A 14,321-nucleotide genomic window follows, 5' to 3' on the forward strand; every position below is an offset into this window, starting at 1 on the left:
CGCCGGTGGCGGCCTTCCCGGAGACGGAACCGGCGGCTCCCGCGGAACTGCGGGCGCTTCTGATCGAACTCGGCGATCTCAAACGCGTCCGCTCGGCCGGGCGCGCGGGCTCGATCGCCGAGCGCCTGTTCGCGCAGGGCTGGTCGGCGCTCGTCGGGGGCGCCGCCCCGGAGACGGTGGCGCTCGACATCACGGCGAAGGCGCTCGCCGCCGCGCGGCTCTGCGACCTCGACGCGGCGTTCCTCGGCGCCGCCGGGCTCGACGCGGCGCAGGCTTCCGCCGTGCTGGTGGCCGGGCTCGATGCCGTGGCCGGCTCGGTGGATGCCGGCCTGCGCGAGCGTCTGCGGACGGCCCTGCGCGCACCCGCCCCCCTGCCGATGGGGCCGGTGCCGGACTTCGTCGGCGCCCTGGCGCAGCAGCCGCGGGCGGGCGTGACCTGTCCGGGCAAGCCGCGCATCCTGCTGGAGCCGCCGGAGAACCACGCCGAGCACTGCCTCGTCGTGGCGGTCTACGGCGTGCTGCTGAGCCCGTTCTACCGGGCCGACCCGACCACGGTGTTCCTCGCGGCGATGGCGCACCACGTCCACAACGCGGCGATGCCCGATGCCGGCTTCACCGGGGAGATGCTGCTCGGCGACCATCTCCGGCCGGTCGTCGGACGCTGCTCGGAATGGGCGCTGGAAGAACTGGAACGGCCGCTTCAGGAAACGGTCCGCGCCGCCCGCCTCGTCCTGCCGGACGATGCGACCGCCGAGGGCCGCGCCTTCCACGCCGCCGACTCCATCGACCGCGTGCTGCAGATCGCCCAGCACCTCCGGGCGGCCTCGCTGACGATGGACACGGTGCTCGGCGAGATGGAACTGGTCCATGCCGGGCCGGTCAAGGCTTTCCAGGATCGCGTTCTGACCGATATGCGCATCCCGTGACGTCCCGCGCTGTCCGGCAGAATCCAGGATCATGATCCCCTTCGATCTCCTCTCGCCGGAGACCGGCCAACCGCTCAAGGCCGACGGCGCGCACGCCCTGCGCGACGTCGAGACCGGGGCACGCTGGCCCGTCATCGACGGCATTCCCTATCTGCGGAAGGGGCGCGACAATCTCGTCGCGGCGGCCCTCGACCACCTCGACGCCGACCGGAGGGAGGAGGCGCTCGTCCTCCTCCTGGCCGATCAGGACGATTGGTGGACCGGCCCCCCGGCCGATCCCGACGCCCTGCGCAAGCTGGTGCGCGAGCGCGAGCGCGCGACCCTGCGCCAGGCGGTGGCGTGGCTCGGCTGGGGCCGCGTCGGCGACTACTTCGTCAACCGCTGGACCGATCCGACCTTCCTGGCGGGCCTGAGCCTGCTGGAGGCGCACTGGAACAGCCCTTCCTGCGCGTTCGAACTGGCCTGCGGCATCGGTCACTACCTGCGCGAACTGAAACGGCGCGGCGTGAAGGTCGCGGGCGCGGACGTGGTCTTCGCCAAGCTCTGGGTCGCCCGGCACTGGGTGGTCGGCGAGAAGGCGCAGCTCGTCTGCTTCGACGCCGCCTCGGCCCACTGGCCGATCCCGGAAGCGCCGGTCGATCTCGCGATCTGCAACGACGCCTTCTACTTCCTCGACGACAAGCCCGGCATCCTCGCCTGCCTGCGCCAGACCGCCGGGGAAGAGGGCTGGCTCGCCCTCAGCCACATCCACAACAGCGGTCGGCCGGGCTTCTCCGCCGGCAAGGCGATCTCTTCGGCCGAGATCGAGGAGCTGTTCCCGGACGGGCTCGTCTACGACGATGCCGAATTGACCCGCGCCCTGGTCGAGGCCCGCGCGCCGCAGCCGCGCGAGCCGCGCGACCTCCGGGCCTGCGAAGCCTTCTCGGTGGTGGCCGGGCCTGGGATGCGCCCGGCGCCGCGGGCCATCGTCGACGGCATCACCCTTCCGCCGGCCGACGCGGCGCTCCACCTCAACCCGCTCTACGCGCCCGACGACGGCGGCTTCGCCATCCGCTGGCCGTCCGAGCGCTACGAGGCGGAATACGCGCCCCGGGTCACCTACCCGCTGCACTCGGACGGACCGCCCGCCATCGATTGGGCCGGCGGCCCGGACGCGCCGGACGCCGCGCGGGTGCGTCGCCGCGAATACGTCGATCTGCCGGAGCGCTGGTGATGGGGGCGAGCGTCGGCTGGGGCATCGTCGGCTACGGCTGGGTCGCCCGCGACTACATGGCCCCGGCGATTCGCGCCGCCGGGCACCGCCTCGTCGCCGTGGCCGATCCGGGTGCCGCCTCGCGGGCGGCGGCGGAGGTGGAAGGCGCGCGGGCGCATGCCGATCTCGCCGGCCTGATCGCCGATCCCGCGGTCGAGGCGGTCTACGTCGCGACGCCGAACCACCTGCATCGCGGCGCCGTCGAGGCGCTCTGCGCCGCCGGCAAGGCCGTGCTGTGCGAGAAGCCGATGGCGGCCTCCCTCGCCGATGCCGAGGCGATGGCGGCGGCGGTGCGTCGCGCGAACGCCTTCTACGGCACCGCCTTCGACCAGCGCCACCATCCCGGCCATCGCGCCATGCGAACCCTCGTCCATGAGGGCCGGATCGGTACGGTGACGGCGGTGCGCATCGTCTACGCCTGCTGGCTCGACCGGGCCTGGACCTCGTTCAGGGGACAGGACAACTGGCGCATCGATCCGGTCCAGGCCGGCGGCGGCGCGCTGATGGATCTTGCGCCCCACGGCATCGACCTCGTGGACTTCCTGCTCGGCGAGCCCATCGCCGAGATCGCGGCCATGACCCAGGCCCGCGCCCAGGACTACGCCGTCGATGACGGCGCCCTGCTGATCGGCCGCACCGCGTCGGGCGCGCTCGCCCAACTCAACGTCGCCTACAACTGTCCCGACGCGCTGCCCCGCCGCCGGCTGGAGGTCGTCGGAACCCGGGGCCTCATCACCGCCACCGACACGATGGGGCAGACGGCGGGCGGCACCGTCACGGTCACGGACGGGTCCGACGGACGGGTCGAGGACATCGCCTTCGACAAGGCCGCCTCGCCCTTCCTCCAACAGGTGCGCGCCTTCGGCCGCGCCCTGCGCGACACGGAGGCGCGCGCCGCCTGGGACGCGGAGCGCGACCTCGACACCATGCGCCTGATCGCCCGCGCCTACGCGGCGGCGGGCGCACCGGCCGGCCGCGACGCGGCCTGACGACGATTTGGGAGGAGACCGGCCGATCCCATTCCCGTCCTCGTCCTGCGGTGCGCAGCGAAGCTTCGAAGGATCCTCCAGATCTCCGCGCGATCCCTGGAAGATCCTTCGAGGCCGCTTCGCGGCACCTCAGGATGAGGTTCGGGGTTGGAGGAGAGCCGGTCAGCCGCGAACAGGAAGACGATGACAGCGACCGACGCCCTCGACCGGGACGACCGCGCCCACCACCCGAGCCTCGCGGCGCCCCGCCCCTATCGCCGCGGCGCGCCGCGGACGATCGAGGGCCTGCCCGGGCGGCTGCCGGACGCCGTGCGCGCCTATCTCGACGTGCTGCCCGAGGGCCGGGTCGTCGGCTTCAACCTCGCCGGCCTCGACCGCACCGGTATTCCGGTCTGGTTCGTCGCGCTGTTCCTCGACGACCCGTTCTATGTCGGCGCCATGCCCTCGGGCATCGGTTACGGCGCCACCGACGACGAGGCCCTGATCGGCGCGGTGGCCGAGATCGCCGAGAACCTGATGCCCTCCGTCGCCCTGCTGCCGCGCAAGGGCGACAACCAGGCGGCCGTCTCCTACGCCGACCTCGTGCGGGTCTACGGCGCATCCGCCGTCGCCGACCCGCTGACGCTGTGCCTGCCGGCCGGCTCGTCCGTGGGCCGCGACACCCCCCTCGACTGGACCAAGGCCGTGCGCGCCCGCACCGGCGAACCCGTCTGGATGCCGCTCGACATCGCCGCGACCGACTATTTCGAGCTGCGCGAAGGCTACCAGCCCTTCACCAACCTCATCACCAACGGCCTCGGCGCCGGACCGGACGTGGCCTTCGCCCTCGGCCACGGCCTGCTCGAACTGCTCCAGCGCGACGGCAACGGCCTGCTGTTCCGCGCCCTCGACCAGGGCGTGACACTCGATCTCGACGGGATCGGCCCCGAGACCCGAGGCATGCTCGACCGGCTCGACAGCCTCGGCATCCGGGCCCTGCCGAAATTCGCCACCGACCAGTTCGGCCTCACCAACCTCTACGTCGTCGGCTACGACAGCGACCCGGCCCGCACGCCGGCGCCGATCGCCCTTTCGGCCTGCGGCGAAGCCTGCGATCCGGACCGGGAGCGGGCCTTGCGCAAGGCGCTCCTCGAATTCCAGGCGGCGCGGGTGCGAAAAACCTTCGGGCACGGACCGCTGGCGCTGGCCGACACGGTGGCGCCGCCCGGCTACGTCGAGGCCTTCATCCGGAAGGCGCTGCCGAGCCTCGACCTGGAGGAGAGCCGGGCGCTTCAGGCGATGCTCGCCTGGATCGACCTGTCATCGTCCGAACTGCGCGAGGTGCTGAGCGGGACGGTCTATTCCGAACGCGGCACCAAGGCCTTTTCGGACCTTCCGACCACGCCCGCGCCGGACGGGCATGCCCGCGGAACCATCGCCCGCGAGCGCCTGGAAGAGGCCGGCTTCGACGTGCTCTACGTCGATGGCTCGCCGCCCGACGGCGGGATCGGCGTGGTCAAGGCGATCGTGCCGGGGCTCGAGGTCGAGACCATGAGCTACTACCGCATCGGCGAGCGCAACACGAAGAAGCTGATCGAGCGCGATCATCCGCTGATCCGCTTCGGCACCCCGACCGACACGCTCCTGCCCGTGCGCCTGACGCCGGAGGCCATCGAGCGCTTCGGCGGCCAGCCGCTGTTCGACGTGGCGCTGGCGGAAACGATCGTCGGCTCGCACTATCCGCTCTACCGCGAGCCGGAATCGCACCACGCGCCGTTCCGCTACGAGCGTCAGGGCCGTCGCGCGCAGGGGAGGCCGGCATGAGGCAAACCATCGCCACGGCGCATCCCACGCTCCCCCTCATCCTGAGGTGCGGAGCGCAGCGGAGCCTCGAAGGATGCTCCGGGGATCGCGCGGGAACCGGAGCCTCCTCCGAGGCCGCTGCGCGGCACCTCAGGATGAGGACGCGAGTTGGATGGCAGCCGCGGGAGGCGCAACGATGAGCCTTCGGTTCGCCTACAACACCAACGGCACGGCCCATCACCGCATCGAGGATGCGATCCGCCTCATCAAGGATGCCGGCTACGACGGCGTGGCCCTGACCCTCGACATCCATCACCTCGACCCCTTCGCCGACAACTGGGTGGTGGAGGCCGACCGCATCGCCAGCCTCCTCGATCGACTCGAACTCGGCTCGGTCATCGAGACCGGCGCCCGCTTCCTGCTCGATCCGAGCGCCAAGCACGAGCCGACCCTGGTGACCGCGGACGCCGCCGGCCGTGCCCGGCGCGTCGGTTTCCTCAAGCGCGCCGTCGAGATCGGCAGGATCCTGAACTCCGAGGCCGTCTCGTTCTGGGCGGGCGTTCCGAAGGCCGGGGTCGACCGCGACGCGGCGCGAGGCTGGCTGGTCGCGGGCCTGCGTGAGGTGGCCGACTTCGCCGCCGAGAAGGGCGTCGTCGCGGCGCTCGAACCGGAACCCGGCATGCTGATCGAGACGCTCGACGATTTCGCCGGGCTCGACGTACCCGGCCTGTCGCTCGCCCTCGACACCGGCCACTGCCTCGTGACGCAGGAGCGCGACCCGGCTGCGGCGTTACGCGAATTCGCTCCCCGCCTCGGCACGGTCGCGATCGAGGACATGAAGCGGGGCGAGCACATCCACCTGCCCTTCGGCGAGGGCGACATGGACGTGCCCGCCGTGCTCGACGCGCTGGATGCGGTCGGCTTCGAAAAGCTCGTCTGCGTGGAACTGTCGCGCGATTCGCACCGCGCCGACGTGATGGTGGGCCAAGCCCTCGACTTCCTTCGAACCTGCCGCCGTCCCGGCCCCGGCTTGCCCGCGCCGGACACCGCGCCGCGCGAGACCGCGATCCCGGGGCTGCCCACGCCATGAGACTCTGCCCATGAGACTCTGCTTCGTCAGCCGCCGCTACTTCCCGGCGATCTCCGGCATGAGCGTGTACGCGCAGAACCTGCTGCGCGAGGTGGCGGGCGCCGGCCACGACGTGACGATGATCTCGCAGTATCGCGGCGACGCGTTCGGCACCCATGTCTATGGCGGCGGCCCGCCGCCTCCGGTTCCGGGCGTGCACGTCATCGGCCTCGAACAGCGCGGCGAGCAGGAGAACGGTGACTTCGAGCGCGACATCGACGAGATGGTCGAGACGATTCGCGCCGAACACGCGAAGAAGCCGTTCGACGTGCTGCACGCGCAGTACGGCTATCCCACCGGCTGGGCGGTGCTGCTCGCCGGCAAGCGGCTCGGCGTGCCGACCGTGGTCTCGATCCAGGGCGGCGACGGCCACTGGGTCGGCTCCTGCTGCGAGACGCATCGCCGGGCCATGGTCGAGGTGCTGGCCCACGCCAACGCCCTGCTGATCGGCGGACGATCCTTCGTCGGGGAGGTCTGCGGCCGGCTTGGCTCCGATCCCGCCCGCTTCACCATCGTGCCCGGCGCCGTCGACACCGCGCGCTTCACGCCCGGTGGACGGGAACTGGAGGACGAGGAGCCGGTGCGGCTGCTCTACCACGGCCGGGTCGACCGCCGGAAAGGCGTGCTCGACTTCCTCGACGCGCTTGAGTGCCTGTGGGAGGCCGGCGTACCGTTCGACGCGGTGATCTCCGGGATCGGTCCGGACGTCGAGACCGCCCGCGAGAAGGCGGAGGCGATCGGCTTCACCTCGGCACAGGTCCGCTTCACCGGCTATGCCGATTACGACACCGTGCCGGCCCTCTACCGCGAGGCGGACGTGTTCGTATCGCCGACCTACGCGGAAGGGTTCTCCAACACGATCCTGGAGGCGATGGCCTCGGGGCTGGCGGTGGTCTCGACCCACGCGGTCGGCGTGTCGGACTGCCTGCGCGACGGCGAGAACGGCCTGCTGGTCAACCCCGGCGACGTGCGCGGCCTCACCGGTGCCCTGCGGCGGGTGGTGGAGGATGCGGCCCTGCGCACGCGCCTCGCCGAGAGCGGTCTCGAAGAGTGCCGCCGGGTCTATTCCTGGACCGCGGTGGGCCGGCAGATCGTGGAGGTCTACGGCCAAGTCGCCGGGGAGCGCCCGCACGGCGACTGTCCCGACACGCTGCCCCTCGATCCGGACTGCCGCTTCCGCAAGGAGCCGCACCTGCTGTGATGCCGACCGCGCTCGCCATCTCGCCGCATCTCGACGACGCCGCCTTCTCGGCCGGCGGCACGCTGGCGCGCCTCGCCGCGCGGGGCTGGCAGGTCGTGATGGTCACGGTCTTCACCGCCTCCGTCGCGAACCCGCACGGTTTCGCCCTGGCCTGCCAGCTCGACAAGGGATTGGCGCCGGAGGTCGACTACATGGCCCTGCGCCGTGACGAGGATCGGGCGGCGGCCGAAGCGCTCGGGATCGGGGAGCCGGTCCACCTGCCGTTCCGCGAAGCGCCGCACCGGGGCTACGGCTCTGCGCCCGACCTGTTCGCTCGGCTTCGCCCCGACGACCGGATCGGGCCGAACCTCGCCGACGCCTTCGAGCGCTTGATGGCCGATACCGGGCCCGACCTGATCCTCGCGCCGCAGGCCGTGGGCGGGCACGTCGATCACGTGCAGGTGGTGCGGGCCTTTCGCGGCGCGCAGCCGCCGCTGCCGGTGCTGTGGTGGCGCGACTTCCCCTACACCGTGCGCGACGCCGAACCGAAGGAGCCGCTGCGGGCGGTCTTCGAGGGGTTGCCCGAGCAGGTCGTGCGCCTCGACGGGGAGGCCGGGCGGCGCAAGGCGGAGGCCTGCGGGGCTTACGGTTCGCAGATCGGCTTCCAGTTCGGCGGCCTCGAAGGCCTCCGGGCGTGCCTGGCGGCGGAGGATCGCGTCGAGCGCTTCCGCCTGCAGGGCCGGCTTCCGCCCGGTCTGGCCGATGCCGGTTTCGCCTGACGCGCCCAAGAGCCTGCGCGATCCCGCCCTCCTCGAAGCGCGCCGGGCGATGGCCGACGCGCCGCATGTCCGGCCCCTGCGCGACTTCGCGAAACGGATTTCCGCCGAGCGCGGGGCCGACGTGCCCGACCCCGATCCCCTCGACGGCGGGGTGGAGGCGCGGCTGCTCCTGCTCCTCGAAACGCCCGGTCCTTCGATCGGCCGCACCGGCTTCGTCTCCCGCGACAACGCCACCGGCACCGCCGCGAACCTGTTCCGCTTCCTCGCCGAGGCCGGCATCGCCCGGCGCGACACCCTGATCTGGAACGCCGTGCCCTGGGTGATCCATGCGCCCGGCGCCCTGAACCGCGCCCCTCGCCGCTCGGAGGCGGCCGCGGCCGCCCCCTACTTCGCGCCGCTGCTCGTCCTGCTGCCGCGCCTCGCGGTGGTGGTCGCGGCGGGACGCTTCGCGCAAGCGGCCGCGGCGCCGTTGAGCGCCTTGCGGCCGGACCTTCCGGTGCTGCCGATCCCGCATCCGAGCCCGACCCATGTCTGCACCGCGCCGAGCGTGCGCGGGCGTATCCTGGCTGGATTGACGGAGGCCGCGGTGCGGCTCGCGGCGCCGCAAGGTCGAGATGCCGGCATTTCGGCCGTATTGCCGGTGCAGGGCGGGCTCGCGGGCGTCGGCCGTCCCTGGCCTTTGACGGACGAAGCCCCTAAATGCCCGTGAGCGGGTCCTGACGGATGCCGCCCGGGATGCCCGCGCTTCAGACGCGCGAAGCGGGCGACCAGCGGAGGCGGACGCCGTTCCACATGAGTTCTGCCGGGAAGCACAGGACGGTCGCCGAGGCGGAGCCGGCCGAGGCGAGCCGCGAGGCTGCCGCCGGGTCGAAGGGGGCGGGCAAGCGCGGGCGCTACGCCTGGATCGGCACGCTCGCCAGCGTCGTCCTCATCGTCGCCTCCCTCGGGGTGCTGTGGAAGCTCTCGGAAGAGATCACCTGGGCCGAGTTGCGGAAGGCGTTCACCGGCGTCACGAACGCGCAGCTCGCCGAGGCCTTCGCCGCCGTCGCCGTCAGCTACCTGTTCCTCACCTGCTACGACGCGCTGGCCCTGCGCCAGCTCCGGCTGAAGATGCCCTACCGCATCACCGCGCTCGCCTCCTTCACCAGCTACGCGGTGAGCTTCACCCTCGGCTTCCCGCTCATCACCGCGGCGGCGATCCGCTATTGGATCTACTCGAAGCGCGGGCTCTCCGCGGCCAGGATCGCGGCACTCACGGTGATCGCCGGCTTCACCTTCTGGCTCGGCATGGGCGTGGTGCTGGGCTTCAGCCTCATCATCGAGGCGGGCCAACTCGCGAGCCTCACCTTCAAGAGCATCGGCGTCAACAGCAGCGTACGCCTCAACCAGATCCTCGGCTTCGGCACGCTCGGCCTCGTGCTCGTCTATCTCGCCTGGGTGTCGGTGAAGCGGCGCTACATCAAGGTCCGCCATTGGCAGCTCGAACTGCCCGGCGCGACGGTCTCGTTCAGCCAGATGCTGGTCGGCATCGGCGATGTCTGCGCCGCGGCGGCCGTGCTCTACCTGCTGATGCCCGCGGGCCTGAACCTCGCCTTCACCACCTTCCTGGCGATCTACGTGCTCGCCGCGATGCTCGGCATCGCCTCGAACGCCCCGGGCGGCATCGGCGTGTTCGAGGCGACCGTGCTGCTCGCCCTGTCCTACCTGCCCCGCGACGAGGTGCTGGGCTCGCTGCTGCTGTTCCGGGTCTGCTACTATCTCGTCCCCTTCGTCCTCGCGCTGCTGATGCTCGGCCTCTACGAGGGGATGCTGCGGCTGCGTCGGCGCCGGGCGGCGAACGACCCGTGATCCGGCCGGCCCGCTGGCGTCGATGACGACGAACCCGGCCCGTCCCGCGTGGCTCGGCGCGACCATGGCGGTCGCGGTCATCGTCTTCGCCGAGGCGATCGGCGGCACCGTCGATACGGCGCTGATGCTCGCTGCCGCGCTTGCCCTGCTCGTCGGCGGGGTGCTGGGGCGCGGGGGGCGGGCCGCGATGGTGCCGCTGCGCGAGACCGGCGTGCCGCAGCGGCACGCCATCGCCGAAGCGCTGCTCGCCAACATCCCCGATCCCGTCATCCTGGTCGATCGCCGGGTGGTGGTGATCGAGGCCAACCCCGCGGCCCGTCGGCTGCTGCCCGGGCTGAAGCTGCGCCACCCGCTCTCCTTCTCCTTGCGCGCGCCCGACGTGCTCGACGGCATCGAGGAGGTGCTCCGCACCGGCTCCGCGGTGAGGACCGAGTATACCGCCCGCGTGCCGACCGAGCGCGCCTTCGAGGTACAGATCGGCGCCCTGCCGATGCCCGACGGCTCCGAGGGCGGCGAGGCCAACGTCGTGCTGTTCCTGCGCGACCTCACCGAGGCCCGCCGCCTGGAGGCGATGCGGGTCGATTTCGTCGCCAATGCCAGCCACGAGCTGCGCACGCCGCTCGCCGCCCTGCTCGGCTTCATCGAGACCCTCCAGGGCCCCGCCCGCGACGATGCGGGCGCGCGCGAAAGATTCCTCGGCATCATGCGCATGCAGGCGCAGCGGATGACGCGGCTCATCGACGACCTGCTCTCGCTCTCGCGCATCGAACTGCACGAGCACGTCGCCCCGACCCGGACCGTCGATCTCGGCCGCATCGCCCGGCAGATGGTCGACATGCAGGCGCCGCTCGCCCGCGAACGCGGCGTCGAATTGAAGGTCGAGCGGCCCGAGATCCCGCTCCCGGTTCTCGGCGACCGGGACGAGCTGCTGCGCGTCATCGAGAATCTCGTCGAGAACGCGGTGAAGTACGGCGGCAGCGGCGGCGTGGTCGCCGTCTCCCTCGATCGCGTCGAGGCGCCGGACGGGCGCGGGGCCCGGATCGAGCTGTGCGTGCGCGACGAGGGACCGGGCATCGCCGCCGAGCATATCCCGCGGCTGACCGAGCGCTTCTACCGGGTCGACACCGCGTCGAGCCGCCAGCAGGGCGGCACCGGGCTCGGGCTCGCCATCGTCAAGCACACGCTCAAACGCCACCGCGGCAAGCTCGTCATCGAGAGCGAGCCGGGCCGGGGAACCACCGCGCGGGTGAGCCTGCCGGAGCATCGGCCGGAGGCGGCGGTCATCGGGCCGCCCCCGGAATGAGGCCTTTCGCTCCATCGAAGACCAACCGGCGACGATCTTGACGCATCGCCGGTTGCCCGCGCGGCGGCGGGCGTTCGCCGGACGCGGGGAAGTCGACCATCGGTCGGCTTCCAGGCGGCTTGGTAGAAGACGTCCGCGCGATCGGAAGACCCTTGACCTTCCCATGATGGGAAGGTCCATCTGAAGCGGCATGGATACCGTTCTGAACCGCCCCGCCATGCCGCCCGCGCCTTCCCTGCGGAGCGCGCCGCTGATCCTGCCCGTCGAGGGCATGAGCTGCGCCTCCTGTGTCGGCCGCGTCGAGCGCGCGCTCGCCGCCCTGCCCGGCGCGGCGGACGTGTCGGTCAACCTCGCCACGGGCCGGGCGAGCCTCAGGCTCGCGGAGGGCACACCGCCGTCGCAGGCCGTCGAGGCCATCCGCGCGGCGGGCTACGACGTGCCCGAGGCCGTCACCGCCGTCGCCGTCGAGGGCATGAGCTGCGCCTCCTGCGTCGGCCGCGTCGAGCGGGCGCTGACGGCCTTGCCCGGTGCGGTCTCGGCCAGCGTCAACCTCGCCACCGGCCGGGCCGAGTTGCGCCACGCGGCCGGCGCCGTCTCGACCGCCGATGTCGAGGCGGCGGTGCGGGCGGCGGGCTACGAGCCGCGCTCCCTCGAAGCCGCGCAGGACGCCGGGCACGCGGAGCGGCAGGAGCGGGAGGCGTCGGCGCTGCGCCGCGACCTCGTCCTGGCGGCCGTGCTCTCCGCGCCCGTCGTCGTCCTCGACATGGGCGGCCACCTGCTGCCGGGCTTCCACCATGCCGTGACGGATTGGCTCGGCCGGAGCGGCCTCGCCTGGGGGCAGGCGGGGCTGGCGACGCTGGTTCTGGCCGGGCCCGGCCGCCGCTTCTTCCGGGTCGGCGTGCCGAACCTCCTGCGCGGTCACCCCGACATGAACGCGCTCGTCGCCCTCGGTGCCGGCGCGGCCTACCTCTTCTCCCTCGTCTCGACGGTCACGCCGTGGTGGCTGCCGGCGGGTTCCGCGCACCTCTACTTCGAGGCGAGCGTCCTCATCGTCACCCTGATCCTGCTCGGGCGCACGCTGGAGGCGCGGGCCAGGGGCCGGGCCGGCGCGGCCATCGCCCGGCTGATCGACCTCTCGCCCAGGACCGCCCGGCTGGTGGAGGCGGCGGGCGAGCGCGAGGTGCCGGCCGCCGCCCTGCGCGTCGGCGACCGGGTGCGGGTCCGCCCCGGCGAGCGCGTGCCGGCGGACGGGACGGTCGCGTCCGGTGCCTCCTTCGTCGACGAGAGCATGATCACCGGCGAGCCGGTGCCGGTGGAGAAGGGCCGGGGCGCCCGCGTCGTCGGCGGCACGCTCAACACCACGGGCAGCTTCGACCTCACCGTGGACCGCACCGGCGCCGACACGGCGCTCGCCCGGATCGTGCGGATGGTCGAGGCGGCGCAGGGCGGCAAGCTGCCGATCCAGGCTCTGGTCGACCGGGTCACCCTGTGGTTCGTGCCCGCCGTCATCGCGATCGCCGCGCTGACCTTCCTCGGCTGGCTCGTCCTCGGCCCGGCGCCCGCCCTCGGCCACGCCCTGGTCGCGGCGATCGCGGTGCTCATCATCGCCTGTCCCTGCGCCATGGGGCTGGCGACGCCGGTCTCGATCATGGTCGGCACCGGCCGGGCGGCGGAGCGGGGCGTGCTGTTCCGCCAGGGCGCCGCGCTCCAGGCACTGCGGGACGCCCGCGTCGTCGCCCTCGACAAGACCGGCACCCTGACCGAGGGCCGTCCCCGGCTGACCGACCTCGTGACGGCATCCGGCTTCTCCCGCGAGACCGTGCTGGCGCTGGCGGGCGCCGTCGAGGCCCGCTCGGAACATCCGGTCGCCCGTGCGATCGCCGGGGCGGCGCGGGAGGCCGGCGCGCTCGTCCGGGCGGACGGCTTCGAGGCCTTGCCCGGCCACGGCGCCTCGGCCCGGGTCGAGGGGCGGCCGGTGGCGCTCGGCAACCGCCGCTGCATGGAGCGTCTCGGCGTCGCCACCGATGCGCTCGAAGGCGAGGCGGCGCGGCTCGCAGGCGAGGGCAAGAGCCCGATCTTCGTCGCCGTGGATCGGCGGCTCGCTGCTCTCGTCGCCGTGGCCGATCCGGTCAAGCCGGAGGCGCGGGCCGCGCTCGACGCGCTGCGCGCCCGCGGGATCACGGTGGCGATGCTGACGGGCGACGCCCGCGCCACGGCCGAAGCGGTCGCCCGCGGGCTCGGCATCACGGAGGTCGAGGCCGAGGTGCTGCCGGAGGGCAAGGTCGCGGCCCTGCGCACCTTGCGCGCGGCGCACGGACCGGTCGCCTTCGTCGGCGACGGCATCAACGACGCGCCCGCTCTCGCCGAGGCGGATGTCGGCATCGCCATCGGCACCGGCACCGACGTCGCGGTGGAGAGCGCCGACGTGGTGCTGATGTCGGGGGCGCTCGGCGGCTTGGTCGAGGCCGTGGCCCTGTCGCGGGCGACGCTCGCCAACATCCGCCAGAACCTGTTCTGGGCGTTCGCCTACAACGCCGCGCTGATTCCGGTGGCGGCGGGGGTGCTCGCGGCCTTCGGGGGCCCGCAGCTCTCGCCGGTTCTGGCCGCGGGGGCGATGGCGCTCTCCAGCGTCTTCGTCGTCGGCAACGCCCTGCGCCTGCGCCGGGCGGGCACTGCGGCATGAGCGGGCGATCCGTCACCATCGGCGAGGCGGCCCGCGCCACCGGCGTCTCGGCCAAGATGATCCGCTATTACGAGGAGACCGGCCTGCTCGGGCCCGCCGGGCGGACGGCCTCCGGCTATCGCGTCTACGGCGCGGGCGATCTCCACGCCCTGCGCTTCGTGCGCCGCGCCCGCGATCTCGGCTTCTCCGTGCGCGAGATCGCCGACCTGCTGGCGCTGTGGCATGATCGCTCCCGCGCCAGCGCCGCGGTGAAGGCGGTGGCGCTCGACCATGTGGCGGACCTGCGCCGCCGCATCGGCGAACTGGAGGCCATGGCCCGCACCCTCGAACATCTGGCCGAGCGCTGCGGCGGCGACGCGCGGCCGGACTGCCCGATCCTCGACGATCTGGCAGGGGCCGCGGACGCACCGTGAAGCGTCGCCGTTGACCCGCCGCTGGCCTTCTGCTTGC

General features: G+C 72.9%; 12 protein-coding genes. All 12 read left to right on the forward strand.

From position 1 onward, the window contains the following. The first annotated feature begins 5 nt into the window (after positions 1–5). The 12 genes from PGN25_15725 to cueR all read left to right on the forward strand — a co-directional run bounded on the left by PGN25_15725 (position 6) and on the right by cueR (position 14,284). Positions 6–926 (forward strand): hypothetical protein, encoded by a 921-nt coding sequence (locus PGN25_15725; GenBank protein ID MEH3118986.1) that lies wholly within the window; start codon positions 6–8, stop codon positions 924–926. A 31-nt stretch (positions 927–957) separates the two neighbouring features. Next, positions 958–2,139: a methyltransferase domain-containing protein gene (locus PGN25_15730; GenBank protein MEH3118987.1), complete on the forward strand. Its 1,182-nt coding sequence runs from the start codon at positions 958–960 to the stop codon at positions 2,137–2,139. Further along, positions 2,139–3,167 (forward strand): Gfo/Idh/MocA family oxidoreductase, encoded by a 1,029-nt coding sequence (locus tag PGN25_15735; protein ID MEH3118988.1) that lies wholly within the window; start codon positions 2,139–2,141, stop codon positions 3,165–3,167. The genes PGN25_15730 and PGN25_15735 overlap by 1 nt, the downstream gene beginning before the upstream one ends. A 183-nt stretch (positions 3,168–3,350) precedes the next feature. Continuing rightward, complete coding sequence (locus PGN25_15740) at positions 3,351–4,970, forward strand: YcaO-like family protein (GenBank protein ID MEH3118989.1); 1,620 nt, start codon at positions 3,351–3,353, stop codon at positions 4,968–4,970. Positions 4,971–5,145: 175 nt separating this feature from the next. After that, positions 5,146–6,039 (forward strand): sugar phosphate isomerase/epimerase, encoded by an 894-nt coding sequence (locus tag PGN25_15745; GenBank protein MEH3118990.1) that lies wholly within the window; start codon positions 5,146–5,148, stop codon positions 6,037–6,039. 10 nt (positions 6,040–6,049) lie between these two features. Next, entirely contained in the window at positions 6,050–7,279 is a 1,230-nt protein-coding gene (locus PGN25_15750; protein ID MEH3118991.1) for a glycosyltransferase family 4 protein, read from the forward strand. Beyond that, entirely contained in the window at positions 7,276–8,037 is a 762-nt protein-coding gene (locus tag PGN25_15755) for a PIG-L family deacetylase (GenBank protein ID MEH3118992.1), read from the forward strand. Before PGN25_15750 ends, PGN25_15755 begins: the two co-directional genes overlap by 4 nt. Further along, positions 8,021–8,746 (forward strand): uracil-DNA glycosylase, encoded by a 726-nt coding sequence (locus tag PGN25_15760; GenBank protein MEH3118993.1) that lies wholly within the window; start codon positions 8,021–8,023, stop codon positions 8,744–8,746. The genes PGN25_15755 and PGN25_15760 overlap by 17 nt, the downstream gene beginning before the upstream one ends. Positions 8,747–8,829: 83 nt before the next feature. Then, complete coding sequence (locus PGN25_15765) at positions 8,830–9,885, forward strand: lysylphosphatidylglycerol synthase domain-containing protein (protein MEH3118994.1); 1,056 nt, start codon at positions 8,830–8,832, stop codon at positions 9,883–9,885. A gap of 22 nt (positions 9,886–9,907) precedes the next feature. Continuing rightward, positions 9,908–11,188: an ATP-binding protein gene (locus tag PGN25_15770; protein MEH3118995.1), complete on the forward strand. Its 1,281-nt coding sequence runs from the start codon at positions 9,908–9,910 to the stop codon at positions 11,186–11,188. Between the two features lie 190 nt (positions 11,189–11,378). Then, entirely contained in the window at positions 11,379–13,871 is a 2,493-nt protein-coding gene (locus PGN25_15775) for a heavy metal translocating P-type ATPase (protein MEH3118996.1), read from the forward strand. Continuing rightward, positions 13,868–14,284, forward strand: coding sequence for a Cu(I)-responsive transcriptional regulator (gene cueR / locus PGN25_15780; GenBank protein ID MEH3118997.1), 417 nt, complete (start codon positions 13,868–13,870; stop codon positions 14,282–14,284). Before PGN25_15775 ends, cueR begins: the two co-directional genes overlap by 4 nt. Positions 14,285–14,321: the final 37 nt, after the last annotated feature.

Source organism: Methylorubrum populi (assembly GCA_036946625.1).
GTDB classification, from domain to species: Bacteria; Pseudomonadota; Alphaproteobacteria; order Rhizobiales; family Beijerinckiaceae; genus Methylobacterium; species Methylobacterium populi_C.

Bases quoted from the DNA above. Each gene is read 5' to 3' on its own strand.
- PGN25_15760 (MEH3118993.1), top strand. From the start codon at position 8,021: ATGCCGGTTTCGCCTGACGCGCCCAAGAGCCTGCGCGATCCCGCCCTC.
- PGN25_15770 (MEH3118995.1), top strand. From the start codon at position 9,908: ATGACGACGAACCCGGCCCGTCCCGCGTGGCTCGGCGCGACCATGGCG.
- PGN25_15745 (MEH3118990.1), top strand. From the start codon at position 5,146: ATGAGCCTTCGGTTCGCCTACAACACCAACGGCACGGCCCATCACCGC.
- cueR (MEH3118997.1), top strand. From the start codon at position 13,868: ATGAGCGGGCGATCCGTCACCATCGGCGAGGCGGCCCGCGCCACCGGC.
- PGN25_15775 (MEH3118996.1), top strand. From the start codon at position 11,379: ATGGATACCGTTCTGAACCGCCCCGCCATGCCGCCCGCGCCTTCCCTG.
- PGN25_15765 (MEH3118994.1), top strand. From the start codon at position 8,830: ATGAGTTCTGCCGGGAAGCACAGGACGGTCGCCGAGGCGGAGCCGGCC.
- PGN25_15735 (MEH3118988.1), top strand. From the start codon at position 2,139: ATGGGGGCGAGCGTCGGCTGGGGCATCGTCGGCTACGGCTGGGTCGCC.
- PGN25_15730 (MEH3118987.1), top strand. From the start codon at position 958: ATGATCCCCTTCGATCTCCTCTCGCCGGAGACCGGCCAACCGCTCAAG.
- PGN25_15750 (MEH3118991.1), top strand. From the start codon at position 6,050: ATGAGACTCTGCTTCGTCAGCCGCCGCTACTTCCCGGCGATCTCCGGC.
- PGN25_15740 (MEH3118989.1), top strand. From the start codon at position 3,351: ATGACAGCGACCGACGCCCTCGACCGGGACGACCGCGCCCACCACCCG.